Here is a 22,273-nt window from a genome sequence, read left to right as displayed (position 1 = left end):
CCGAGATCAGCCAAATTATTTGAGTGCTCTTTCATGTCTGATTTGCACGGATAGTTGGCGTTCGAAAAAAAGCGCGCTTGTGCAGTTCTCATCTGCTTATGGAGGGCAGAAATCAACAAGAAGTGGATTGCTGTGTTCTTCACTTATGGCCGTTATCAGCCCATCCTGAAGGGCAGCTATGGGTCGAAAGCAGCCGGTCGTGACTGACCGCAATCGACCCATAGTTGGCCTCCGCCGCACTGTCAGAAAACGGGCAAAAGCAGAAATTCGGAGTGCCTGGTCCAGGAACGGCCTTGCACCTGGTTCAGCCAATCACCGGCGCATGCTCGGCCATCAATTCGGTTATCCAGTCGATAAACACTCGCACCTTGGCGCTGACATGGCGATTCGGCGGGAAGGCCAGGTACATCGGCATCGGCGACATGTGCCAGTCTTCGAACAGCGGCAGCAGTTCGCCGCTGATCAGGTGCGGTTTGGCCATGTACTGCGGTAGCCAGAGCATCCCGAGGCTAGCCAGGCCGGCGGCAAGGTATGCATTGCCGTCATCGACTGTCAGTTGCGGGCGCGCCTGGACCTCCAAGCGTTCATCACCTCGGTGCATCGCATAGGGCAAGGTTTTGCCTGTGCGAAACCAGAGAAAACCGACGGTTCTGTGCGGGCCTTCCTCCAGCTCAAGGGGGTGAACCGGCGTCCCGAAGCGCTGCAGATAGCCGGGCGTGGCATAGATACCGAGTTTCAGATCGCCCACATGCCTTGCCACCAAGGACTGGTCGATGATCTCGCCACCACGCACCACGCAGTCAATGTTTTCACCGATGATGTCGACGATGCGATCGCTCACGCCCACCGTCAGCTGGATTTCCGGATAACGTGCAAAGAACTCCGGCAAGGCAGGTATGAGCAGCATTCGCGCCAGCGGGCTGGGTACATCCACCCGCAGCCGACCGCGCGGCGCCATCGACGCGCTGGACAAGCTGGTCTCGGCGTCGTCCATGTCTGCCAGTAACCGGACGACGCGTTCGTAGTAGGCCGCGCCGTCGGCGGTGACATTGACCTTGCGTGTGGTGCGGTTGAGTAGGCGCACACGCAGCCGTGCTTCCAGTTGCTGAATGAGCTGCGTCACGGTGGTCTTGCTCATGTGCAGGGTAGCGGCCGCCTTGGTGAAACTGCCGGTCTCCACCACCCGGGCAAACGCCTGCATTGCATCGAATCGGTCCATTCCACGCCTCGTTCGCCCCTGGATTGTTTGGAGTATACAAACAGTCCTGGCCAGCGCTGCCCGTTTATCCAGGCAGGTGGCGTTTTTTATAGTGGCCTCACCGTAAACAGCGGGCCGCGATGGCCCAGAACGAGGTAGGCCATGTCCAGCAAACGTGAAGTCGTTTTCCCGCCAGATCGCCATGCTTTGTACGAGTTGCACCGCTACTCGCCGGCGATTCGCTCCAATGGTTTTCTGTTCGTATCCGGTCAGGTCGGCAGTCGCAAGGATGGTTCGGCTGAGCCTGACCTCGCGGCGCAGGTTCGCTTGGCCTTTGCCAATCTCAACGCGATCCTGGCCGAGGCGGGCAGTAGTTTCGAGGATGTGGTTGATACGACCATCTTCATGGTCGACCCCGACTCGACATTCGAAGCCATCTGGGAGGTGGCAGCCGAGTATTGGGGCGAAGCGCCTTATCCCACGGTGACCGCTATCGGCGTGACCTGGCTGTCCGGCTTCGACTTCGAGATCAAGGTGATCGCGAAACTGCCGCAATAGTAATGGGGTAGGGGAGCACGCTCATAGCCCGTCCTACAGGCATGAATAAGATTTTCCCTATTTCGAGTAGTCCGTTTCCGAAGCATGCTTTGGCCACTGTTGCGCCCTCGAAGTGGCGGCTAGTCTCGCTGGGTCGTTGCCAAATCAACGACCGGGTCTGCAAGCCTGCGCGGTATTACGATGGTGCTCACCATGAGCCTCGGCGTTGAGTCGTGGGTCTCGCTTTATGGTGGCTACGTGCGGGTGACCTTTTGGTCAGCCGGGTTTTCGCCTCGTAATGCCCCGGTCTTGCAGGCCTGCACGTAGCTGCCACCTTTCACCTGCAAGTGAAAAGGTGGCGGACTGACTCCTGCATTGCGAGGTACTTATGCTCAAGATCGTCCCGGATCCACCACCGTCCACCGAGTCCCCCCATCTCCTTGAAGACACCCTGGTCCAGGCCACCGAGTACGTCATGTGCGCGCTGGCCGTCGCCCATCAATCGTTCAATCACCTGCCGAAGTCACCGGCCACTTTGGTGATGTTGACGATGATGCACGAGCTTGACGCCACCCGCACATTGCTGGAGTCGGCACTTGCCCAGCTCCACATGAGTACGCGACCGCCGTCATACACTCTGCACTGACAGAGCCGCCACGGACTGGTGAGAGTGGGCGCTCGGATCAGTGAAACTGCTGATGCTATTCCCGTCATCACCTGGACTTGCCTCATCGCGGGGCAAGCCCGCTCCCACGCATTTGATGCATAACCGGTCGGCACGCGACCGGGTCTTCGAGCCCGCTACATCAAAGACACCCGAGGATTTCGCAAATGGACAACGAAACCCCTGCAGACCACGGCCAGCTCGGCTGGACCGTGGGCGCTTGCACCTGCCTGGAAGGCGCCACCAAAGGTACGCGGCTGTTCCGCGTAGAGCCTGGCAACTGTGCGAACTACGCCATGGAGCAGGCTTCCGTGCTGCTCGACAGCGCCCGCCGCGCTTCCTTCATCGGTGTGATGGACAACGAACCGGTGCTGGTCTGGGCATCGCACTACCTGAGCGATATGGCCAAGGCATTGATGGATGATGCGCATATGGGAATGGTGAAGAACGTATGACGCAGACAGGGGCGGCGCGCGCAGGGCCGCCCCGTCTTGCAGGAAGGTGTCGTGGGCCAGGTCGGACGCATCGGCGGCATTGCCCAGGCGTGCGCGCAGCCAGCTTTTCAGCCAGCTGTTGTTTTCGCAGTACAGCTGGTGAAGCGCCTAGCGGTCGAGCGTCGACATGGAGCAGGGCCCAAGGTATAAATGGTAATTGATCGCATTTTCTCGGGATGGCGGGGGGATTGCTAGGTGCAGTTCAGCCGGGATATGCTGGCGACTAACTTATAGGCTGGTGAAGGAATGCATATTTCGAAACAGTCAGTAAGTTTTGAATGATCACCCAGGCCATGAAGACAAACGCTAAATAGGTCAAGCCAACAGCCATTTTTCTGGATTTTGGCGTCTGCCACTCGCCGAGATTGTGGAATGCCCAGAACTGGTCTTGCAGTAACCCGCCAGGACTGCGAGTGGGCTCCACTTGCCAAGCTTCATCTTTTGCCTGTGCCGAAACGTCTAGGTTGTCGACATAATTTGAAAGGTGCTCCATGCCCTTTCCGTGCTCGGCAAAGCTTCTCCAAGAGCTGTGGTCTTTTACCAGTTGAGGGCACCTAAAGTTGAAAATCAGGTTTGATAGTACAAAAAAGAAGGCGCTTAGATAAAAGCAGAAAAATGAAAATGGAAGCTCCATTTTAATCGGAATCGCTTGTCCTGCGATTTGAAAATTTAGGTCTAAAGGGACTTCGCTAAGTGCCTTTACCAGTATAGGAACGATGAACAGCCATATATAAATTGACTTGACTATTTGCGTATTGTGGATGTGGCTTATTTGACTCCACTTTTTGTCTAGCAGTTTCAAGGTGACTCCGGTCCTATCTGGTTTGTATGGTTTGGTTGGCGTTTTGCTACTGGTGTAGGGATCAGCTAATGAAAATTATCCTCGATACCAGCTCCGCACTGTTCTTGGCCTGCAACTTCTTCATCAACCGCGCCCGATGCACTTCCACCGTCCGATGCGATATCCCCAGCTGCCGCGCCACTTCCTTGCAGGTCAGCCCGTTGACGATATGCGATGAAATCTGCCGCTCCCGCGGCGTCAGTTGCACCGCTGGCGCCGGCTGCCGGTCGAGCCGTTCGAAATGCCAGATCATCAGCTTGAACGGATCCTCCGCCGTCAGCGTGAAACCCTGGGCCCGGGCCCAGAACACCTCGCCGTTGCGGTGCTGCATGAAACGCTCGTCCGAATAGAAGGCGCCCAGACCGTTGCGCAGCCAGTGCTCGCTGCGCTCGCCAATGCTCTGGTAGTCGGCCTGGGAAGGGTAGAGCAGCAGGGTCAGGTGCCCGCGCAGCTCCTCGCGGGTGTAGCCGAACAGCCGGGCGAAGGCCTCGTTGCAGTCGAGCATGCGCCGGTGGCCGGTGATCAGTTGCGGCGCGGGTGACACCTGGAACGCCAGGCGCTCGAGGTCCGGGGAGGCGTGGGTGGGTACGGTCATCAGGCTTCCTGCCTCGGTGCTTATGGTCATGCCCCGTAAGGCTCACTACTTACTCGTGTACGTAGTTGCCCCAACTAGCGTGGGATTCGGGTGCTGACACATTGTATGCAATACCCGCTTCAAGGACAGAAGAAAACACCATGTTCCACGATTCCGTCGCCATCGTCGCCGCCGCGCACAGCCCTTTCGGTCGCCTGGATGGCCTGAACCTCGAAGACCTGATCGTCCAGGTCACCCGCGATGCCTTGCAGGATGCAGGCATCGACGCCGCCGAGATCGACGCGCTGTTTCTCGGCCACTTCAACTCGGGCCTGGTGGCCGACGGCTTCCCCGCATCGTTGATGCTGCAGGCCGACCCGCAACTGCGCTTCAAACCCGCCACCCGCTGCGAAAACGCCTGTGCCTCGGGCTCGGCGGCGATCCAGGCCGGGATCAACGCGATCCGCAGCGGCGCCGCCGAGCTGGTGCTGGTGGTCGGCGCGGAGAAGATGACTGGCAACAGCACGGTCGAGGTCACCCGGGCGCTGGCTGGTGCCGGTTACCAGAACGCCTTGCAGGAGGCCGGCCTGAGTTTTGCCCAGCTGTTCGGCCAGATCGCCCAGCAATACACCGAGCGCTACCACAGCCCACTGGCATCGATGGCGGCGATCGCGGTGAAGAACCACGCCAATGCCATGGCCAACCCGCTGGCGCAGATGCACCGGGTGATGGATTTCGAGCACTGCAACCAGGTGTCGCCGAGCAACCCGCTGATCGCGGCGCCCCTGCGCCTGACCGACTGCTCGCTGATCAGCGATGGTGCTGCGGCGATCATCCTGGCTTCGCCTGCCCGCGCCCGCTCGATGCGGCGCCAGGTGGCGATCCGCTCGATGGTTCAGGCCAATGATTTCTTGCCGTTGTCGCGCCGCGACATGCTGGCTTTCGAGGGGCCGCAGCGGGCCATCCACGGGGCGCTGCGCGAGGCAGGGGTGACCCTCAACGACCTGAGTTTCGCCGAGGTGCACGACTGCTTCACCATCGCCGAACTGCTGATCTACGAAGCCATGGGCCTGGCGCCCCGTGGCGAGGGGCATCGCGCCCTGGACGACGGCATCGTGCGCCAGGGTGGGCGCTTGCCGGTGAACCTGTCCGGCGGGCTCAAGGCCAAGGGGCATCCGGTGGGGGCCACCGGGGTGTCGATGCATGCCCTGGGCTTCGCCCAGCTGACCGGCAAGCCCATCGGCCTGGGCGTGCCCAATGCCGAGTTCGGCCTGCTGTTCAACATGGGCGGCATGGCGGTGGCCAACTACGCCAGCGTGCTGCAAGCCGTCAGGGTCTGAGCCATGAACATCGCCCATTGGTTGCAGGATGCGGCCCTGCGCTGGCCTGAGCGGCCGGCGTTGTTCGAGGGGCCGCGGCAGATCGCCGACTACCGGATGTTTGCCACCCAGGTGCGGGCACGGGCGCTGGAGCTGCGACACGTGCACGGCATCGAACCGGGCGAGCGGGTGGCGCTGCTGATGAAGAACAGCTGCGACTACCTGCAACTGCTCTACGCGATCTGGTGGTGCGGGGCTGTGGCGGTGCCGATCAACCACAAGCTGCACGCCCTGGAGGCCGCGTGGATCGCCGGCAATGCCGGGGCGCGGCTGATCTTCACCGACGAGGGCCAGCTGTTCGCCGACCTGGCATTGCCGAACGGTTGCCGCGAGCTGGCCACGCCTGCCCGGTGCATGCCGGGGTTGCCGGCCAGCGATGAGCTGCAGGCGCCGCACCCACGCCTGGACAGCGACCTGGCCTGGCTGTTCTACACCTCCGGCACCACCGGGCGCTCCAAGGGGGTGATGCTGTCCCATGGCAACCTGGTGGCCATGTCGCTGTGCTATCCGCTGGACGTCGACCCGGTAGCCGCCGAAGACGCCGTGGTCTATGCCGCGCCGATGTCCCACGGCGCAGGGCTGTACAACTTCATCCACGTGCGCTGCGGCGCCCGGCACGTGGTGCCCCTGTCCCGGGGCTTCCAGGCGACGGAGCTGTTCACCCTGGCGCGATCGCTGGGGCAGGTCAGCCTGTTCGCCGCGCCGACCATGGTCAAGCGCATGGTCGAGCAGGCGCGCGAGCAAGGCTATGCCGGCGAAGGCATCAAGACCATCGTCTACGGCGGCGGCCCGATGTACCTGGCGGACCTGGTGGATGCCCTGGATACCTTCGGCCCGCGCCTGGTGCAGATCTACGGCCAGGGCGAATGCCCGATGACCATCAGTGCGTTGTCCCGCGAGGCCATCGCCGACCGTGGCAACCCGGGCTGGCCGGCCATCGCCGCTTCCGTTGGCCGCGCCCAGGCCTGCGTGGAGGTGCGCGTGGTCGATGGCGCGGGCCGGGAGACGGCGGCTGGCGAGGCAGGGGAGATCGTCGTGCGCGGCCCGGTGGTGATGCAGGGTTACTGGGACAATCCCCAGGCCACCGCGGCGGCCCTGGTGGATGGCTGGCTGCACACCGGCGATATCGGCTTTCTCGACGGCCAGGGCTACCTGTCGCTGACGGACCGCAGCAAGGACGTGATCATTTCCGGGGGCAGCAACATCTATCCCCGCGAAGTCGAGGAAGTGCTGATCCAGCACCCCGAAGTGTTCGAGGCCTGTGTGGTGGGCGAAGCCGACCCCGAGTGGGGCGAGTCGGTGGTGGCCTTCGTCGTGCCGCGCACGGCAGGTAGCCTCGATGCGCGGACGCTCAATGAGTGGTTCCTGGCGCGCATGGCCTCGTTCAAGAAACCGAAGAAGTACCTGTTCTGCGCCGAGCTGCCGAAAAACAGCTATGGCAAGATTCTCAAGACCCAGTTGCGCCAATGGCTGCTGGACCCGGACGGGTCGCTCGGCAGCGCTTGAGCCGCGACATTTCATGGAAAGCGACACGACAGGAGTTACCCGCATGGGCATGTCACCCGCCAACACCCAGCGCCAGCGGCGCCGGGCTTTCATCGGCGCCACCACCGGCCACCTGATCGAGTGGTACGACTATGGTGTATACGGTTTCCTGGCCTTGTATATCGGCAAGGCCTTCTTCGTTTCCGACGACCCCACCAGCAGCCTGCTGGCGAGCTTCGCGGCCTTCGCCCTGAGCTTCTTCATCCGCCCGCTGGGCGGGCTGTTCTTCGGCCCGCTGGCGGACAAGATCGGCCGCCGTCGCACGCTGATCACGGTGCTGGTAATGATGGCAGGCTCCACGTTCCTGCTCGGCCTGCTGCCGACCTACGCCAGCATCGGCATCGCAGCGCCAGTGCTGCTGGTGCTGATCCGCTGTGTGCAGGGCTTCTCCGCCGGCGGCGAGATCGGCACCATCACCAGCTTCATCTCCGAATACGCCGGCCCCGGCCGTCGGGGCTTCGCCACCTGCTGGCTGATGGTCACGGCGGTGCTCGGGTTGCTGTTGGGCGGCGCGGTGGCCAATGGTATGACCTGGGCCTTGGGCGCCGAGCTGATGCAGGACTGGGGCTGGCGGATTCCGTTCCTGATTGCCGGCCCTCTGGGCTTCATCTCGCTGTATATTCGCCTCAAGCTCGAGGACAGCCCGGAGTTCCTCGCCCTGGTGGAGGCCGGGCAGACCTCCAAGGCGCCGCTGCGCGAGGTGTGGCAGTGGAAGCGCTCGATTGCCCTGGTGTTCTTCATCATCACCTTGCACAGCTCGATCTTCTACCTGGTGCTGACTTTCGCCTCGACCTACATGTCCAACACGCTGAAATTCGACAGCGGCACCACCTTGCTCTATGTGTTCGTCGCCAGCCTGTCGGCGGCGCTGGTGATGCCGTTTGGCGGCGCCTTCACCGATCGCTACGGGCGCAAGCCGTTCCTGATGGTGATCGGCACGTTGGCGACCCTGGCCATGTACTGGTTCTTCAAGACCGCGCCGGGCGCTACACCTGCGACCCTGTTCTGGCCGCTGATGGCGGTGGCGATCCTGTTCGGGCTGTATGCGTCGTCGACCTACGCGCTGATGAGCGAGCTGCTGCCGACGCGCATCCGCTCCACCGGCATCGCCATGGCCTACAACATTCCGGTGGCGGTATTCGGCGGCAGCGCGCCGCTGATCTCCACCTGGCTGATCAAGGTGACCGGGGATATTACCGCGCCGTGGTACTTCTACGTGGGCACCGGCGTGGCGTCGCTGCTGGCGCTGGTGGTGCTGCGCCAGGAGGACTTCGTGGCGTGCAACCGTGCACCGACGCAAGAACGGCCGGTGGGGACGGTACTGGCGGATTCTCAGGCTTGATGTAGCACGGGGATATCAGGCGCAGCGCCAATTCCGGAGCGGGGCGGCATTCTGTTACAGTCGCCGCCTCATGTAATCGGCCCTAGGATGTACAAGGATGTCGCTGCACGATTGGTTCGGATTTGTCGTTGTCTCGATGGTGGTGACCTTGTCGCCAGGCCCGGGTGTCATCATGGCGTTGTCCAACTCGCTGTCCCACGGGCCGAAGCGGGCGATGCTCGGCTCGCTGGGCAACGCGCTCGGGCTGCTGGTGGTGTCCACCGCCACCAGTGCGGGCCTCGGGGTATTGCTGCAGACTTCGGCCACGGCTTTCCTGCTGCTCAAGGTGCTCGGCGCGAGTTACCTGATCTACCTGGGGATCAAGCAGTGGAAGAGCCGTACCAGCGCCTTTGACCTGCTGGAGCAGCCGGTCAAGGCCAGCGCCAGCAATCGGCGGCTGCTGCTCAATGGCGTGGCAGTCGCGCTGACCAACCCGAAGGCGATCCTGTTCTTCGCCGCCTTCCTGCCGCAGTTCATGCGCACCGGCCACGGCGCCGATGGCCAGCTCGGCCTCTTGGTAGTCACCTTTGCCCTGTGCTCGATACTGTCCCACGCTTTCTATGTCACCCTGGCCCAAGCCTTGAAACGCCAGCTGGCTGCGCCGAACCGTGCGCGCCTGATGAATCGCCTGTTCGGCGTGTCGTTCATGACGCTGGGGGCCAGCCTGTTCACCGTTCAGGCCAAGACCGCCTGAGCACAAAGTTTTCCGATAGGTATATTCCCATGGCACAAGCCACCGACCAGGCCTTTTACGACCGCGCCGATGCGCATGTGGAACTGGCTAACCAGCAGATCGAAAAGCTCGAGGACCTCGGCAAGGTCAGCGCTTCGATGACCTTCGCCGCCAGCCGCTTCAATGCCTGGATGGCGGCACGCAGTTTCAAGTCCGCGGCGGAGATGGCGGCAGCGCGCGAGGAATTGTTGAAGTATTTCAGCGAGCAGTACCGGATGATGCTCGAGGACAACCTCGACGAACATATCCAGCACTTCGACCGCTATGTGCTGGGCAAGGACGGCTGAGCCAGCACCCGCAGGCGTTGTTAAGGCGGCGCTAGCGCCTGGCCAGCAGGATGTCTTCGAAAAACGCTCCCACCGGTTCTGTGGGATGGCACAGCTGAATTTCCAGCACCCAGACCATCTCCCCCGGCACGATCGGCAGATCGGCGAGTTTCTGCTGGCCGAACAGGGCATGGGGGAAATCGGTGACACGGTGCCCGGCCAGGTTGCGCTCCAGCCGCCAACCCTTTGCCGCGGCGCTGCGCTCGGCGACGTCATACAGCTCGCGGCCGGTCAGTCCTGTGTGCCAGGCCTGGCGCGTTTCCTCGAACACCTCGTGCAAGGCCGTGACGCAGGCCAGATGCAGGGGATGCTTGCCAAACACAAAGGTGTCGCCATAGTCGCCTTCATAGCCGTCCCACACAGGGCCGAGGTCGACCACGGCGATATCACTGGCGCGCAGCCGGCGCTGCGGGTCAATCCCCTGGCGTGGTGTGCGTACGGTGTCGTCGCCAAAGCGGATGTAGGTCGGGTGCCAGGTGTGCGAGGCGCCCATGGCCTGCAAGGTCTGCTCGGCCATCGCCAGGGCCTGGGCGGTGGTCATGCCGATTTTCAATTGACTGGCAATCGCCGCCAGCGCTCTTACCGTCTGCTCGCGGGCGGCCAGCATGCCATCGAGCGAATAGCGCGGGCCTACCTGTTCCCAGTACGGATCCAGTGCGTTTGGCGCCGCCGCGGTGCCGCTGGGGACAAACGCCTCGGCGATGAACCGATGCGTCTGAACCCCCGCAGCCAGGCACTGTTCGCGGGCCTCGCGGATCATCGCCGCGTTACCGCAGGCATAGACCTGTGTGTCCCCCCAGGGATGTCCCTGGGCCAGCGCCACCTGGTGAACGCGCGCGCGCGCCGACAGTACCGGGTGCCACTGAAACCGAGGGTGCTCCAGGCCGGCCTGGTCGAGAAAGCCACGGTCATAGAAGTCGTCCGGCGTTGAACCGCCCCAGTACAGTGAAACCTCGGCCTTGCGCGCCAGAGCGGTCAGCAGCAAGGGCTTGATGCCGGCGTAACCGGTCCCGGTGGCGAACAGCACCATTGGCCGTTCATTTTCATGCTGCCAAGTGCAGGCACCTGTCGGGCCCTCGAGCTTCACCGTGTCGCCCCTGCGCAACGTGGGCAGCAGACGCTCGGAAAACAGGCCGCCACTGACCTTGCGGATATGGAACACCATGCGTCCTTGATCCTGCGCTGGCAGGTTGGCGATGGAGAAGCAGCGGCTGTCGCCGTTGTCGAGACACAACCTGACGTACTGGCCAGGCCGAACCTCCACAGGCTGTGCGGGCTGCAGCACCAGTTCACTGATGTCTTGGCTCAAGGCGCGCAGGCTCTGTACCTGCGCGGTGAACGCCAGGGTGGGGGTGTCCAGTGACCAGCCGGGAATCTCCAGGCACATGTCGCTGCAGGCATGGCTCTGACACAACAGCATCTCGTCGGGAGCCAGGGGATAGGAGGGCGCGGGTGTGTCCGCGCTACGTGGCGTGTCGCGATAGCTACCCGAAACAACCTTGACCTTGCACGAGCCGCAGGCACCTCGGCGGCACGAGAACGGCACGGCAAGGCCGCTGGCAAGCATGGCGTCGAGCAGCAATTCTTGGTGGGCGTCGAACGTGCTGCCCGAGGGCGACAATTCAATGACATGACGATTGGGCATGGGCACCTCGGGGCAAGGAGAAGGCGTGATTGTTGCGGTAGACTTGGCCCAGGAAAACCTCCAGTTTTGGATAGTTCACATGGTCCAGCTCCGCAAATGGCGGCTGTTGCTCAACCTCGATGACGCTGCGCCACAGGCGTCCTACCGGAAAATCGTCGAAGGCCTGGTGGCCGCCATCACCGAAGGCCGTCTGCGGCCCGGCACGGCGTTGCCCGGCACGCGGGAAATGGCCCAACTGCTCGACGTCAACCGCAAGACGGTGATCCTTGCCTACGAGGAGGCAGTGACCAAGGGGTGGCTGGAAAGCGTGCCGCGTCGTGGCACCTTCGTCAGCCAGCAACTCGCGACAGCGGCAGTGCCGGTGCCCGGTGGCCCGCGCTCATTCGCCCCGGTGCTGCGCGACGCACCGGCTGGCGCCTATTTCGCGGCAAACGACCAGGCGACGGCATTGCAGCAGCGGCCCTGTGCGTTGTTCTTCGATAACGGTGCCTGTGACCATCGCCTGTTGCCCCAGGCCGTGCTGCATCGTTACTACCGCAATGCCCTGCGCTATAGCTTCGCCAGCAACACGGTGCGCCACGGCAGTGACGGCAGCGGTCATTATCTGCGTTGCGCGTTGGCGCAGATGTTGCGCCACGACCGCGGCCTGAATGTGCAGGCAGAGCATATCTGCCTTACCCAAGGCGTGCAGATGTCGCTGTACCTGGCCGCCAGTGCGCTGATCGAACCCGGTGACGTGGTGCTGGTCGAGCGCCTGAGCTATCCGCCGGCATGGGAGATCTTCCGCCGGCTGGGCGCTCGGCTGGTGACCGTGGACCTGGACGAGCAGGGCTGCCGGGTCGAGCAGATCGACGCGTTGTGCCGGTTGCACCCGGTGCGCATGCTCTATATCACTCCCCACCACCAGTTCCCCACCACCGTCAGCCTACGTGCCGGTCGCCGGCGAAGGTTGCTGGAGCTGGCGCGAGTGCATGACTTCTGCGTGATCGAGGAAGACTACGACCATGAGTTCCACTTTGCCGGCCGGCCGTACCTGCCGCTGGCCAGCGATCCGGCGCAACGCCATGTGATCTACATCGGCTCGCTTTCCAAATCGCTGGGCAGTACCTTCCGGTGCAGCTACATCGTCGCGCCAGCACCGGTCATCGAAGTATTTGCGCGGACCGCGGCGCTGACCTTGGGCCAGGGCGACGCGGTGATGCAGCGCATGCTGGCAGACTTGATCAACGCCGGTGAGCTGAGAAAGCACCTGCGTCGGGTGAGCAAGGAGTACCTGCGCCGGCGCGAGACACTGGCGCGTTGTCTGCGCGAGGCGTTCGCCGAGCGGGTGGTGGTGCGCGAGCCGGAAGGGGGCCTGGCTCTGTGGGTGGTGTTCGATCCAGCTATTGATGTGCAGCGGCTGGTGGCCGAGGCACTGCGACTGGACCTGGTGGTGCGCAGTGGCCGGCAGTTTTCACCTGCCGGCGAGGCGGAGAATGCCCTGCGCCTGGGCTTCGCATCGTTGGACCAGGGCGAGATCTCCCTGGCTGTGCGGCGCTTGGCCCAGGCAGCAGCGGCAATCGCTGGGTAGGTGCTGTCAGCGCAGCGCACCCTGTTCCTGAGCAGGTACACCGTACGACACGTAATAGGCCAGGCCGACGAAAAACGCTCCACCCACGGCATTGCCGAGGAACACTGCTGCCAGGTTCTCCAGCAGTTGCCCCCAGCTCAGGTAGCCGGCGAAGATCGCCGCCGGTATCAGGAACATGTTGGCCACCACGTGTTGGAAGCCGATGGCGACGAAGGCCATGATCGGGAACCAGATGCCGAGGATCTTGCCGCTCATCTCGCGACTGGCGTAGGACAGCCACACTGCCAGGCATACCAGCCAGTTGCAGCCGATGCCGGAAACGAAAGCGTGCAGGAAGTCGGCGCTCACCTTGCTGGTGGCGCTGGCCAGGGTTTTGCCCAGGTAAGCACCCTCGGTCAGCCCTAGCAGATGGCCGAAGCAGTAGGCGACGAACAGCGCGCCCAGCAGGTTGGCGAGGGTCACCAGGGTCCAGTTGCGCGCCACTGCCCGCAGGCGGATACGCCCGGCGAACATTGCCAGAGGCAGGCTCATCATGTTGCCGGTGAGCAGCTCGCCACCTGCCAGGATCACCAGGATCAAGCCGATGGGAAACACCGCGGCGCCCAGCAGCGTGCCGAACGAGGCCCACTGCGCGGGAATCATGGTGCTGACGTGGATCGCCAGGAGAAAACCCAGGGAAATGAACGCACCGGCCAGAAAACCGAGGATCAAGCTGGCGCGGGCGGGTAAGAGGGCTTTGCGGGTACCGGCTTCGATGACCAGCTCGGTGATCCGGGAGGGGGTATTCACAGACATTTCAACAACTCGAACGCAAGGACAACGGCAAGGCCGTGGGTCGGGGTTGGCGGCAATGGGCAGGTGATGCGCTTGGCCTTATGGAGGACGACGTGGCTTTGAAGCGGGCGGCACGGTAGCTGAGGCAATTTGACGCGGTCAAATCGATAGCCTGGATCAGGTGATAGATCCCCTCTATGAGGGTGGGAAGGCCATCGGGCTGTGCTATACCACATGCGGCCCGGCGCCTATTAACCCACCGCATGGGGTAATGCGCCGACCTTTTCCAGCGAAGCGTGGGGATGAAACCTGTATGACTATTGATCAGATCGAACCGCAGGCGGTGGACAGCCCGATCACCCGTAGCGCGCTGTTCATGGTGGCGACGCTCGGTCCAGGCGAGCACTGCGCGGTCCGTGTCCGCGAAGTGTGCGGGGACCTGGCCGGGCTGGTGCGCTCGGTGGGCAAACGCGTGCCGTCGGGCAATCTATCTTGCGTCATCGGCTTCGGCGCGGCGGTGTGGGAGCGCCTGTTCGGCACCCCGCAGCCGATTGGCCTGCACCCCTTCCGCGAGTTCGGCAGTGGAGCGCGCAAGGCGCTTGCCACGCCGGGCGACATTCTTCTGCATATTCGCGCCGAGCACATGGACCTGTGTTTCGAGTTGGCGGCGTTGCTGGTCAAGCGCCTGGGCGATGCGGTGGCGGTGGTCGATGAGGTGCAGGGCTTCCGCTATTTCGACATGCGCAGCATCATCGGCTTCGTCGATGGCACTGAGAATCCCAGTCCGCGGGACGTGGCGCGCTTCACCCTGGTAGGCGACGAGGACCCGGCGTTCGCCGGCGGCAGCTATGTGCTGGTGCAGAAGTACCTGCATGACATGGCCGGCTGGGAGGCGCTGTCGACCCAGGAGCAGGAGCGCATCATCGGGCGCACCAAGCTGGCCGACATCGAGTTGGATGCCGCGAGCAAGCCCAGTTGTTCGCACAGTTCGCTGACCACCCTGGAAGAGGGCGGGCAAGAGATCAAGATCCTGCGCGACAACATGCCCTTCGGCCGCCCCGGTGCCGGGGAGTTCGGTACCTATTTCATCGGTTACGCCCGGTCGCCCGCGCCGATCGAGCAGATGCTCGAGAACATGTTCGTCGGCAAGCCGCCGGGCAACTACGATCGTCTCCTGGACTACAGTCGCGCCGTTACCGGCGGGTTGTACTTCGTGCCGCCGGTGGATTTCCTCGAACAGGCCGCTGAATGATATTTCACCCGCAGGCTTGAATCGAGAGGCAGTGCCGTGCAGTATTGCGCCGCATTACATGGTACATGCCATGGTACGATTAGGTGGAATGAGCAATGGCCCGCAATGGCATAGACAAGGCTTCCGTTCAGCAGGCACGCCAGGCACTGATGGCCCGGGGTGAACACCCCAGTATTGACGCGGTACGTATCGAGCTGGGTAATACCGGCTCGAAGACCACTATCCACCGCTACCTCAAGGAACTGGACCGGCAGCCGCTGGAGTTGCTGGGCAGCCAGGGTGCCTTGAGCGAACCGTTAGCGCGATTGGTCGAGCAGCTGGCTGCCCAGTTGCAGGAGGAAGGGCAGGCCCGGATCGCCGCCGCCGAGCAGGCGACGCAGGCGCGTTGTGCAGCGATGCAGGCCGAGCTGCAACTGACCCAGCGCGACCTGGCTGGCGCGCTGCGCCAGGTCGAGGCCCTGACCGCTGCGCTGCACGCCGAGACTCAACGCCTCACGACCGCCCAGGCCAGCCTGCAAGCCGAGCAGTTGCGCAGCGCCAGCCTCAGCCAGTCACAGGGTGAGTTGCAGGCGCGCCTGGCCGACAAGGACGGGCAACTGCGCGCCAGCCTCGAGCAGCGCCAACAGGATCAACGCCGCAACGAGACCCAGGTGCGCCAGCTGCAAGGCCAGTTGCAGACCTTGCAGCAGGGCGCCCTGGCGCGTCAGGACGAGCTGACGCGCCTGCACCGCGACAATGAACGCCTGCTCGCCGAGCATCGCCAGGCCACGGCCCGGGGCACGCTGCTGGACGAGCAATTGCAGCAGCGTGACGCGCAAGTGCAGGGGCTGCGCGCCATCCTCGCCCAGGCCCAGGGCGCCAACGATGAGATGCGTAGACAGCTGGCAGCCCGAGCCGCGGACACTCCGACCCTGTAGAGCATCGCTGCGACAGATGCGCCGTTCGTTCAATCGCCGAGGTCAGGCACCAGGCAACACTGGCGGCTCCAACCATGACTGGAGCCATCCATGCGTATCCTCTATGCCCCGTGTTTCTTCTTCGGTTTCATTGCCACCGCGGTGTGGCTGATCGATCTTGGCGCCGATATCCTCTGGCTGCTGCCCCTGCTTGGCGTGGCGATCTTGCTGTCGTTCTCCTGCGAAGTGCTGTGCCCCTACAAATCGGCCTGGCGCGAGGCAACAGGCGAGGGCGGGCGCGATGCACTGCACGCATTGGTCAACGAAACCCTCAATATCGCCAGCATCGCCGCCATCCCGTTGTTCGCCGGCTGGCTGCCAGCCACAAGCCTGTGGCCCAGCCACTGGCCCGTGCTCGGGCAACTGTTGCTGGCGCTGCCCTTGGCCGACCTGGGCATCACCCTGGTGCATTACGCCAGCCATCGCAGCGCGCTGCTCTGGCGCCTGCACGCGGTGCATCACAGCGTGACCCGGCTGTACGGCTTCAATGGCTTGATGAAGCACCCGCTGCACCAGATGGCCGAGGGGCTGGGCGGCGTGCTGCCATTATTGCTGCTGGGTTTGTCGCAGGACGTGGCGGCGTTGCTGGCGTTCTGCATCGCGGTCCAGCTGCTGTTGCAGCACAGCAATGTCGACATGCGCATCGGCGTTCTGCGCCATCTTTTCGCCTGGGCCCCCGTGCACCGGCTGCACCACCTGAAGTACGGCACCCTGGGCGACGTCAACTTCGCGTTGTTCTTTCCCGTCTGGGATCGCTTGCTCGGCACTGCCCTGCACCTGCCGGCCTACGGGTTGGCCGATGACGACATGGGCATCGGCGACCGTCCGGACTATCCCAAAACGTACCTTGCGCAACTGCGTGAGCCGTTCTGCCAAGTGGCCACGGCGCATCCGCCGGCAGCCGTGCCGGACAGCCTGCGTCAGGCGTTAGAGCACGTCTGAGCGCAGGTGGCGCAGGGCTTCGCTGGCGCGGATGCCGAATTGCTGGCGCAGGCTGCGGCTCAGGTGCGCCGAGTCGGCGAAGCCGGCGGCCATGGCCGCCTCGGTCAGGCTGGCACCGGCCAGCGCTTCGCCCAGGGCCACGCGCAGGCGTTGCCACAGCACCATGCGCCGCACCGACAGGCCCAGGCGGCCACTGAACAGGCGCTCGAGCTGGCTGACCGACAGCGCCGCTGCCTGTGCCAGCTCCGTGGCAGGCAGGCGCTGCTCGTCCACCGCGCGAATCCGTGCCAGGGCCCGCGCCAGGCGGAGATCCAACGGGCGACGCGGTGCCTGGCGCAATGCCTGGGCGAGGCTTGAGATATCGCGGGGGGCTTGCCGGCAGACGTCGAGCAAGGTCTCCAGGGAAAACGCCAGGGGCTCGGCGAACAGGGTGATGCAGGCGGTGCCGGGCGCGAGAATGGCGTGGGGCTGCAACGAGGCGATGGCCAGCATGTCGCCGCGGTGCTCTTCGCCATTGACCTGCAGGCAGGCTTGGCCCTCGAGGGCGAGCACTACCTGGTGGGCATAGTGGGCATGGACACCGGTGTGGCCCGCCGTGCCGAGCAGCAGGCCGTGATCATCGGCCAGCCAGAGCCGACCTCGCCAGGCGCCGTGCCGTGCTTCGCTCATTGCCGGTTCCCTATCCGTTTCGGCGCTCGATCACTCAGGCGAGTGGCTATCGTGCAAAGGCCGATTATGCTTGAAGTGACTTGCCGCGATTCGAGGCCGATGCCTCGTCGTGCTTCGCGCAGCCTGCAATGCCGTTGGGCCTGGGTGCGTGCTTTGGCTACCTGATGGAGCACTCCGGTCTACCACAACCAGACGGAGGCGACCCATGGCGGTCCTTGACAGCGCATCCACGGGCAGTAGCGCGCCCCAACGTGGCATTTCCCGGGAGGAGCGCAAAGTCATCTTCGCCTCTTCGCTGGGCACCGTGTTCGAATGGTACGACTTCTACCTGTACGGCTCGCTGGCGGCAATCATCGCCAAGCACTTTTTTGCCGGGGTCAATGAGACCACCTCGTTCATCTTTGCCTTGCTGGCTTTCGCCGCCGGCTTTGCCGTGCGGCCGTTCGGTGCCATCGTGTTCGGCCGCCTGGGCGACATGATCGGGCGCAAGCACACCTTCCTGATCACCATCGTGATCATGGGCGTGTCCACCGCGGTGGTCGGGTTGCTGCCCAGCTATGCGACGATTGGCGTGGCCGCGCCGGTGATCCTCATCACCCTGAGGCTGTTGCAGGGGCTGGCATTGGGCGGGGAGTACGGCGGCGCTGCCACCTATGTGGCCGAGCATGCGCCCAAGGGCAAGCGCGGTTTCTTCACCGCGTGGATCCAGACCACTGCCACTCTCGGGCTGTTCCTGTCGCTGCTGGTGATCCTGGCCTGCCGCACGGCCATGGGCACCGAAGCGTTCGAGGATTGGGGCTGGCGGATACCGTTCCTGCTGTCGATCCTGCTGCTGGCGATTTCGGTGTACATCCGCCTGCAGCTCAACGAGTCGCCGGTGTTCATGAAGATGAAGGCCGAGGGCAAGGCGTCGAAGGCGCCGCTGACCGAATCGTTCGCCCGTTGGGACAACCTCAAGGTGGTGATCATGGCACTGCTCGGCGGCACCGCCGGCCAGGCGGTGGTGTGGTACACCGGGCAGTTCTACGCGCTGTTCTTCCTGCTGCAGACACTGAAGATCGACCCGCAGACCGCCAACCTGCTGATCGCCGGTTCGTTGCTGATCGGCACACCGTTCTTCATCGTCTTCGGCAGCCTGTCCGACCGCATCGGGCGCAAGAAGATCATCATGGCCGGCTGCATCATTGCCGCGTTGACCTACTTCCCGATCTTCAAGGCGCTGACCGAGTACGGCAACCCGGATGTGTTCGTTGCCCAGGAGCAGAACCCGGTCGTGGTGGTGGCTGACCCCGGGCAGTGTGCCTTCCAGTTCGACCCGGTGGGCAAGGCCCGCTTCACCAGTTCCTGCGACATCGCAAAGAGCCTGCTGGCCAAGCGGGCGATCCCGTATGAGAACGAAAAGGCCGAGCCGGGCAGCGTGGCGCAGATCCGTATCGGTGAGCGGGTGATCCCGAGTTTCGAGGGCACTGGCCTGGCCGCGGCTGAACTGAAGACTCAGGCCGACGCCTTCACCGCCACGCTGACCGGTGCCCTGAAAGGGGCCGGATATCCCGAGAAGGCCGACCCTGCGAAGATCCATTACCCGATGGTGTTGCTGCTGCTGACCATCCTGGTGATCTACGTGACCATGGTCTACGGGCCGATCGCCGCCTGGCTGGTGGAGCTGTTCCCGGCACGGATCCGCTACACCTCGATGTCGCTGCCGTACCACATCGGCAACGGCTGGTTCGGTGGCTTCCTGCCGACGGTGGCCTTCGCCATGGTGGCGGCCACCGGGGATATCTACTACGGGCTGTGGTATCCGATCATCATTGCGGTGATGACCGCGGTGTTGGGTATCTTCTTCCTGCCCGAGACCAAGGATCGGGATATCCATCACACCTGAGCGATGACAGTCTGCTGCTGCGGCGATGGCTCGCTCCACGCCGCAGCAGCGGCCCTGGTCAGTCGAAGTACCCGCGCAAGGTATACCGGTAGCCGACATCCACCTCCAAGGCCTGTGGCCGCGCATAGGTCTTTTTCATGACGAATTCGAACGCCGGTTCGTACATTCCGTCGCGGACTACTGCGCCCGCGAGCACTTCCACCGAATACCAGCCGTTGTCCAGCTCGATGATCGGCCGCCCCGGCTCCTGGTAGCGCGCCAGCAGATCACCCAGGGTCTTGTTGGTGAAGTGCTGCAGGATGCGCCAGGTGAAGAGCATCACGGCGCCGTGTTCGACTCTCAGCATATGGCCTGGACGACGGTGCTTGAGGCGGCTGCCGGGTTCGAGCAGTGCCGGGGTGCGTTCGTCGAGGGTGAACAGGATGCGGTAGGGCAGGTTGTCGACGCCGGCCAGCGGCAGGATCACGCCTTGTTGCACCGCCAGGTCGCCGCTGTCGCTGCTGGTGAACGCGCGCGCCAGGTCGTCGGGCAGGTCTTGGTCTTCCTTGAACTGTTCGAGCAACTGGATATCGCCCAGCAGGAAATAGTCGACCAGGTCGTTGAACACTTCGCTGAATTCGTAGCGCATGGGGTGTCCTTGTTCTGGCTGCGCCGGGGCAGTCAGCAATGTAGCAGCCCCAGCGAGGGGCGCCAGCACCTCGATCGCGAGACTTCAGACTGGCTTCAGATTCGCCCTCGATACTGCCTCCACTGAAATGAGCGGGGGCCCGTCATGACCGAGCTGAATTGGAACACCCTGTTTCCCGTGGCCATTGGCAGCCATGCGCAACACCAGGCCCAACTACTGCTGCATGGGCCGGAAACGCCAGGTCGACTTGAACTTGAGCAATTCATCCATGCGCGATTCGCCTGCGTGCATCACGCCGATGTGCATCATTACATGCCCGAGCTGCTGGGGCTGCGTGATCGCCATGGCCGGCTGATCGCAGCCGCCGGCGTACGCCTGGCTGGCAGTACACCGTTGTTCCTGGAGCGCTACCTCGATGTGCCGCTGGAGAACGCCGTGGCGAACGTGGCAGCGGCGCCGATCACCCGCGAGCAGCTGGTGGAGGTGGGCAACCTGGCCGCGCTCAGTGCCGGCAGCGCACGGATCATGATCGTCGCGGTGACCTGGCTGCTGGCGGCACGCGGCCTGCAGTGGGTCGCATTCACTGGGGCGGCGACCTTGCTCAACAGTTTCCGTCGACTCGGGCTGGAGCCCACGGTCGTGGCGCAAGCGGCTGCGCACCGGCTAGGCGAGGAGTCCGGCAGTTGGGGCAGTTACTACGCGCAGCAACCCCAGGTGTACGTCGGCAATATCGGACTAGGCCACACGGCTCTGGCCCGCGCCGGCGTGTTCGAACGGCTGGGCCTGCCGGTGCTGAATCAGGAGAGCGGTCATGCCGCATGATATCGAGGCATTTTTCGAAACACTGCAGGTCCATGCCCGCCACCGTGGCGAGCAACCGGCGCTGCTGGGCAGTGATGAACGGTTCAGCTACGCGCAGTTGCTGAGTGAAGTGCGCCTGCGAGCGGACTGGTTGCGCGAACAACCTGCCGGCACCTTCGCCGTGGCATTGGATAACGGTCCGCAAGCCGTGCTTTGGGACCTTGCCGCGTTGCTGGCCGAGCGTCCGATGCTGCTGCTGCCGGGCTTTTTCAGTGCGGCCCAGCGACGCCACTGCCTGACGCAGGGGGGCGTCTCACTGGTGCTGGCCGACAGCGCGCTTGCCGATGAGCTGCAAGCCTGTGGGTTCACCCGTGGCACGCAGTTCTGGCACCGTGATCCGCTTGTGTCCCCGCAACTGCCGCTCGGCACCGCCAAGATTACCTACACCTCCGGCAGTACCGGTGCGCCCAAGGGCGTTTGCCTGGGCGCCGCGTCGATGCTGCGCGTCGCCCGCGAGCTTGAGGCGGCCAGCCGGGAGGCGGCGCCGGGCAAGTACCTTGCCGTGCTGCCGCTGGCGGTGTTGCTGGAAAACCTGGGGGTGTACGCGGCGCTGCTGGCCGGCGCCGTGGTCATGCTCTATCCGCAGGCGCAGCTGGGTATCCGCGGCGCCAGCCAGGTGGACTTCGCGCGTCTGCTGGGGGTGATCGCCCTGAGCGGCGCCGAGAGCCTGATCCTGGTCCCGCAGCTGTTGCTGGGGCTGGTCACGGCCATCGAGCGGGGGGCGATGCGTGTCGGCCCGTTGCGTTTTGTCGCCGTGGGCGGTGCCCGGGTGGCGGCCAGCCTGCTGTCGCGTGCCGCAGCGGTGGGCCTGCCTGTATACGAAGGCTACGGCTTGTCCGAGTGCGCCTCGGTGGTATGCCTGAACCGTCCCGGGGCGCGGCGCCTGGGCAGTGTCGGCCGGCCGTTGCCCCATGTCCAGGTGCGCATCGCCGAGGATGGCGAGGTGCTGGTGGCCGGCTCGAGCATGCTTGGTTACCTCGGCGAACCCGCGTTCGATGGCCAGTGGTGGCCGACCGGGGATCTCGGCCAGCTTGACCGCGACGGCTACCTGCACCTGGCTGGGCGCAAGAAACACCAGTTCATCACCAGCTTCGGGCGCAACGTCAACCCTGAATGGGTCGAGGCCGAGCTGACTCAGGGCGGGGTCATCGCCCAGGCCTTTGTGCATGGCGAGGGCCTGCCGGGCAACCTGGCACTGCTCTGGCCGCTGGATCCGCAGGCCAGCGATGAGCAGATCGAGCGTGCGGTTCGCCAGTGCAACGAAGGCCTGCCTGACTATGCCCGGGTCCATGCCTGGCGACGCTTGTTCGAGCCGTTGAATGCCAAGGCGGGGACTCTCACCGCCAATGGCCGGCCACGCCGCGAGGCGATCCTGCTGCATTACCAGTCCCTGTTGTCCATTCTCCAACAAGCATGAGG

The 22,273-nt window shown here is 63.8% G+C and carries 22 protein-coding genes and 1 pseudogene; 15 read left to right on the top strand and 8 right to left on the bottom strand.

Annotated features, from left to right (window positions below; all coding sequences use genetic code 11):
- Positions 1–304: 304 nt before the first annotated feature.
- Positions 305–1,219, bottom strand: a complete 915-nt coding sequence (locus tag LU688_RS15965) for a LysR family transcriptional regulator (RefSeq protein ID WP_160290553.1) — start codon at positions 1,217–1,219, stop codon at positions 305–307.
- 141 nt (positions 1,220–1,360) lie between these two features.
- Between LU688_RS15965 and LU688_RS15960 the strand changes: the two genes are divergently transcribed.
- The 3 genes from LU688_RS15960 to LU688_RS15950 all read left to right on the top strand — a co-directional run bounded on the left by LU688_RS15960 (position 1,361) and on the right by LU688_RS15950 (position 2,854).
- Positions 1,361–1,756: a RidA family protein gene (locus LU688_RS15960; RefSeq protein ID WP_160290552.1), complete on the top strand. Its 396-nt coding sequence runs from the start codon at positions 1,361–1,363 to the stop codon at positions 1,754–1,756.
- A 367-nt stretch (positions 1,757–2,123) separates the two neighbouring features.
- Positions 2,124–2,381 (top strand): hypothetical protein, encoded by a 258-nt coding sequence (locus tag LU688_RS15955; RefSeq protein WP_110702331.1) that lies wholly within the window; start codon positions 2,124–2,126, stop codon positions 2,379–2,381.
- A 185-nt stretch (positions 2,382–2,566) separates the two neighbouring features.
- Entirely contained in the window at positions 2,567–2,854 is a 288-nt protein-coding gene (locus tag LU688_RS15950; RefSeq protein ID WP_160290551.1) for a DUF3077 domain-containing protein, read from the top strand.
- Between the two features lie 36 nt (positions 2,855–2,890).
- Here the strand turns inward: LU688_RS15950 and LU688_RS15945 are convergent.
- The 3 genes and pseudogenes from LU688_RS15945 to LU688_RS15935 all read right to left on the bottom strand — a co-directional run.
- Positions 2,891–2,989, bottom strand: a pseudogene (locus tag LU688_RS15945) (RNA polymerase subunit sigma); the annotation flags it as partial.
- A 127-nt stretch (positions 2,990–3,116) separates the two neighbouring features.
- The gene (locus LU688_RS15940) at positions 3,117–3,695 is read right to left on the bottom strand and encodes a hypothetical protein (RefSeq protein WP_160290550.1); all 579 of its coding nucleotides are present in this window, start codon (positions 3,693–3,695) and stop codon (positions 3,117–3,119) included.
- 61 nt (positions 3,696–3,756) lie between these two features.
- The gene (locus tag LU688_RS15935) at positions 3,757–4,329 is read right to left on the bottom strand and encodes a LuxR C-terminal-related transcriptional regulator (protein WP_046855313.1); all 573 of its coding nucleotides are present in this window, start codon (positions 4,327–4,329) and stop codon (positions 3,757–3,759) included.
- A 140-nt stretch (positions 4,330–4,469) separates the two neighbouring features.
- Here LU688_RS15935 and LU688_RS15930 point away from each other — a divergent pair, with 140 nt between their 5' ends.
- The 5 genes from LU688_RS15930 to LU688_RS15910 all read left to right on the top strand — a co-directional run bounded on the left by LU688_RS15930 (position 4,470) and on the right by LU688_RS15910 (position 9,633).
- Complete coding sequence (locus LU688_RS15930; protein ID WP_160290549.1) at positions 4,470–5,648, top strand: acetyl-CoA acetyltransferase; 1,179 nt, start codon at positions 4,470–4,472, stop codon at positions 5,646–5,648.
- Positions 5,649–5,651: 3 nt separating this feature from the next.
- Complete coding sequence (locus LU688_RS15925) at positions 5,652–7,193, top strand: class I adenylate-forming enzyme family protein (protein WP_160290548.1); 1,542 nt, start codon at positions 5,652–5,654, stop codon at positions 7,191–7,193.
- 43 nt (positions 7,194–7,236) lie between these two features.
- Positions 7,237–8,574 (top strand): MFS transporter, encoded by a 1,338-nt coding sequence (locus LU688_RS15920; protein WP_094012003.1) that lies wholly within the window; start codon positions 7,237–7,239, stop codon positions 8,572–8,574.
- 97 nt (positions 8,575–8,671) lie between these two features.
- The gene (locus tag LU688_RS15915; protein ID WP_094012004.1) at positions 8,672–9,307 is read left to right on the top strand and encodes a LysE family translocator; all 636 of its coding nucleotides are present in this window, start codon (positions 8,672–8,674) and stop codon (positions 9,305–9,307) included.
- A 29-nt stretch (positions 9,308–9,336) separates the two neighbouring features.
- Positions 9,337–9,633, top strand: coding sequence for a DUF3144 domain-containing protein (locus LU688_RS15910; protein WP_110605272.1), 297 nt, complete (start codon positions 9,337–9,339; stop codon positions 9,631–9,633).
- Positions 9,634–9,664: 31 nt separating this feature from the next.
- On the opposite strand, the gene LU688_RS15905 is transcribed toward LU688_RS15910, so the two are convergent.
- On the bottom strand, positions 9,665–11,317 hold the full coding sequence (locus tag LU688_RS15905; RefSeq protein WP_160290547.1) for an NAD(P)H dependent flavin oxidoreductase family protein: 1,653 nt from the start codon (positions 11,315–11,317) through the stop codon (positions 9,665–9,667).
- Between the two features lie 79 nt (positions 11,318–11,396).
- On the opposite strand from LU688_RS15905, the gene pdxR reads away from it, so the two are divergent.
- A complete protein-coding gene (gene pdxR / locus LU688_RS15900) occupies positions 11,397–12,887 on the top strand; it encodes a MocR-like pyridoxine biosynthesis transcription factor PdxR (protein ID WP_038706286.1) in 1,491 nt (496 codons plus the stop codon).
- Between the two features lie 6 nt (positions 12,888–12,893).
- On the opposite strand, the gene LU688_RS15895 is transcribed toward pdxR, so the two are convergent.
- Complete coding sequence (locus tag LU688_RS15895; RefSeq protein ID WP_160290546.1) at positions 12,894–13,682, bottom strand: formate/nitrite transporter family protein; 789 nt, start codon at positions 13,680–13,682, stop codon at positions 12,894–12,896.
- 292 nt (positions 13,683–13,974) lie between these two features.
- Between LU688_RS15895 and LU688_RS15890 the strand changes: the two genes are divergently transcribed.
- The 3 genes from LU688_RS15890 (at position 13,975) to LU688_RS15880 (ending at position 16,811) form a co-directional block, all read left to right on the top strand.
- Entirely contained in the window at positions 13,975–14,913 is a 939-nt protein-coding gene (locus LU688_RS15890; protein ID WP_160290545.1) for a Dyp-type peroxidase, read from the top strand.
- Between the two features lie 95 nt (positions 14,914–15,008).
- On the top strand, positions 15,009–15,830 hold the full coding sequence (locus tag LU688_RS15885) for a DNA-binding protein (protein WP_160290544.1): 822 nt from the start codon (positions 15,009–15,011) through the stop codon (positions 15,828–15,830).
- A gap of 90 nt (positions 15,831–15,920) precedes the next feature.
- Complete coding sequence (locus LU688_RS15880; protein WP_160290543.1) at positions 15,921–16,811, top strand: sterol desaturase family protein; 891 nt, start codon at positions 15,921–15,923, stop codon at positions 16,809–16,811.
- Here LU688_RS15880 and LU688_RS15875 read toward each other — a convergent pair.
- Positions 16,797–17,480 (bottom strand): AraC family transcriptional regulator, encoded by a 684-nt coding sequence (locus tag LU688_RS15875; RefSeq protein ID WP_038706283.1) that lies wholly within the window; start codon positions 17,478–17,480, stop codon positions 16,797–16,799. The genes LU688_RS15880 and LU688_RS15875 overlap by 15 nt on opposite strands.
- A gap of 205 nt (positions 17,481–17,685) precedes the next feature.
- Here LU688_RS15875 and LU688_RS15870 point away from each other — a divergent pair, with 205 nt between their 5' ends.
- Positions 17,686–19,365: an MFS transporter gene (locus LU688_RS15870; RefSeq protein WP_023632052.1), complete on the top strand. Its 1,680-nt coding sequence runs from the start codon at positions 17,686–17,688 to the stop codon at positions 19,363–19,365.
- Positions 19,366–19,423: 58 nt separating this feature from the next.
- On the opposite strand, the gene LU688_RS15865 is transcribed toward LU688_RS15870, so the two are convergent.
- Positions 19,424–19,993, bottom strand: a complete 570-nt coding sequence (locus LU688_RS15865; protein WP_023632051.1) for a hypothetical protein — start codon at positions 19,991–19,993, stop codon at positions 19,424–19,426.
- Positions 19,994–20,137: 144 nt separating this feature from the next.
- On the opposite strand from LU688_RS15865, the gene LU688_RS15860 reads away from it, so the two are divergent.
- Positions 20,138–20,815, top strand: a complete 678-nt coding sequence (locus LU688_RS15860) for a thermostable hemolysin (RefSeq protein WP_038706282.1) — start codon at positions 20,138–20,140, stop codon at positions 20,813–20,815.
- The gene (locus LU688_RS15855) at positions 20,805–22,271 is read left to right on the top strand and encodes an AMP-binding protein (RefSeq protein WP_232888205.1); all 1,467 of its coding nucleotides are present in this window, start codon (positions 20,805–20,807) and stop codon (positions 22,269–22,271) included. Before LU688_RS15860 ends, LU688_RS15855 begins: the two co-directional genes overlap by 11 nt.
- Positions 22,272–22,273 lie beyond the last annotated feature (2 nt).

Source organism: Pseudomonas soli (assembly GCF_021283165.2).
GTDB classification, from domain to species: Bacteria; Pseudomonadota; Gammaproteobacteria; order Pseudomonadales; family Pseudomonadaceae; genus Aquipseudomonas; species Aquipseudomonas soli.
This window is presented reverse-complemented; position numbering and strand designations above follow the sequence as displayed.

Bases quoted from the DNA above. Each gene is read 5' to 3' on its own strand.
- LU688_RS15965 (WP_160290553.1), bottom strand. From the start codon at position 1,219: ATGGACCGATTCGATGCAATGCAGGCGTTTGCCCGGGTGGTGGAGACC.
- LU688_RS15960 (WP_160290552.1), top strand. From the start codon at position 1,361: ATGTCCAGCAAACGTGAAGTCGTTTTCCCGCCAGATCGCCATGCTTTG.
- LU688_RS15955 (WP_110702331.1), top strand. From the start codon at position 2,124: ATGCTCAAGATCGTCCCGGATCCACCACCGTCCACCGAGTCCCCCCAT.
- LU688_RS15950 (WP_160290551.1), top strand. From the start codon at position 2,567: ATGGACAACGAAACCCCTGCAGACCACGGCCAGCTCGGCTGGACCGTG.
- LU688_RS15935 (WP_046855313.1), bottom strand. From the start codon at position 4,329: ATGACCGTACCCACCCACGCCTCCCCGGACCTCGAGCGCCTGGCGTTC.
- LU688_RS15930 (WP_160290549.1), top strand. From the start codon at position 4,470: ATGTTCCACGATTCCGTCGCCATCGTCGCCGCCGCGCACAGCCCTTTC.
- LU688_RS15925 (WP_160290548.1), top strand. From the start codon at position 5,652: ATGAACATCGCCCATTGGTTGCAGGATGCGGCCCTGCGCTGGCCTGAG.
- LU688_RS15920 (WP_094012003.1), top strand. From the start codon at position 7,237: ATGGGCATGTCACCCGCCAACACCCAGCGCCAGCGGCGCCGGGCTTTC.
- LU688_RS15915 (WP_094012004.1), top strand. From the start codon at position 8,672: ATGTCGCTGCACGATTGGTTCGGATTTGTCGTTGTCTCGATGGTGGTG.
- LU688_RS15910 (WP_110605272.1), top strand. From the start codon at position 9,337: ATGGCACAAGCCACCGACCAGGCCTTTTACGACCGCGCCGATGCGCAT.
- LU688_RS15905 (WP_160290547.1), bottom strand. From the start codon at position 11,317: ATGCCCAATCGTCATGTCATTGAATTGTCGCCCTCGGGCAGCACGTTC.
- pdxR (WP_038706286.1), top strand. From the start codon at position 11,397: ATGGTCCAGCTCCGCAAATGGCGGCTGTTGCTCAACCTCGATGACGCT.
- LU688_RS15895 (WP_160290546.1), bottom strand. From the start codon at position 13,682: ATGTCTGTGAATACCCCCTCCCGGATCACCGAGCTGGTCATCGAAGCC.
- LU688_RS15890 (WP_160290545.1), top strand. From the start codon at position 13,975: ATGACTATTGATCAGATCGAACCGCAGGCGGTGGACAGCCCGATCACC.
- LU688_RS15885 (WP_160290544.1), top strand. From the start codon at position 15,009: ATGGCCCGCAATGGCATAGACAAGGCTTCCGTTCAGCAGGCACGCCAG.
- LU688_RS15880 (WP_160290543.1), top strand. From the start codon at position 15,921: ATGCGTATCCTCTATGCCCCGTGTTTCTTCTTCGGTTTCATTGCCACC.
- LU688_RS15875 (WP_038706283.1), bottom strand. From the start codon at position 17,480: ATGAGCGAAGCACGGCACGGCGCCTGGCGAGGTCGGCTCTGGCTGGCC.
- LU688_RS15870 (WP_023632052.1), top strand. From the start codon at position 17,686: ATGGCGGTCCTTGACAGCGCATCCACGGGCAGTAGCGCGCCCCAACGT.
- LU688_RS15865 (WP_023632051.1), bottom strand. From the start codon at position 19,993: ATGCGCTACGAATTCAGCGAAGTGTTCAACGACCTGGTCGACTATTTC.
- LU688_RS15860 (WP_038706282.1), top strand. From the start codon at position 20,138: ATGACCGAGCTGAATTGGAACACCCTGTTTCCCGTGGCCATTGGCAGC.
- LU688_RS15855 (WP_232888205.1), top strand. From the start codon at position 20,805: ATGCCGCATGATATCGAGGCATTTTTCGAAACACTGCAGGTCCATGCC.